The following is a 429-nucleotide window of genomic DNA, read 5'->3' on the forward strand; positions in this document are numbered from 1 at the left end:
TTTATACCTGACGAGTACCTAGCGCTACTGGCTTACGCCAGCTGAGCTAATGGGGCTGTTGGCCTGGGAAAAGCATGAATCTCTCGATCCTGCACAGCGAGGGGAGGCGGCTAACCTTCGTTTGATGGCCGAGCTACAGACAGCTGCCCGAAGCGGTATGCGCATCGATCTGAGTCATTTCGATCGGCTTGATGTTGTCGTGCCGGAAAATGTTGGCGTCATTGCGACCCGACTGCCAGATGGCAGCCTGATGCTGTGCCCGAGTCTGGGGGATGGATCGACGCCCGATCAGCTGGAGAAGCGCTGGTCGCAGCTCGACATGAGCGCTGGCGGGGGTGTGCTGCGAATCGACAATCGTGTGGTGTTGCTCGATCAGGCCAAGATGGACGGCATTCGCAATGTGCTGGCCAACAAACGAATCCCGCCAGA

At 58.0% G+C, this 429-nt stretch carries 1 protein-coding gene; it reads left to right on the forward strand.

From position 1 onward, the window contains the following. Positions 1 to 49: 49 nt before the first annotated feature. Positions 50 to 429: hypothetical protein (locus ACU8YC_RS28500; RefSeq protein WP_446896452.1), on the forward strand; the 380-nt coding region annotated here is incomplete at its 3' end.

It is taken from the genome of Citrobacter sp. VF227, from assembly GCF_052950715.1.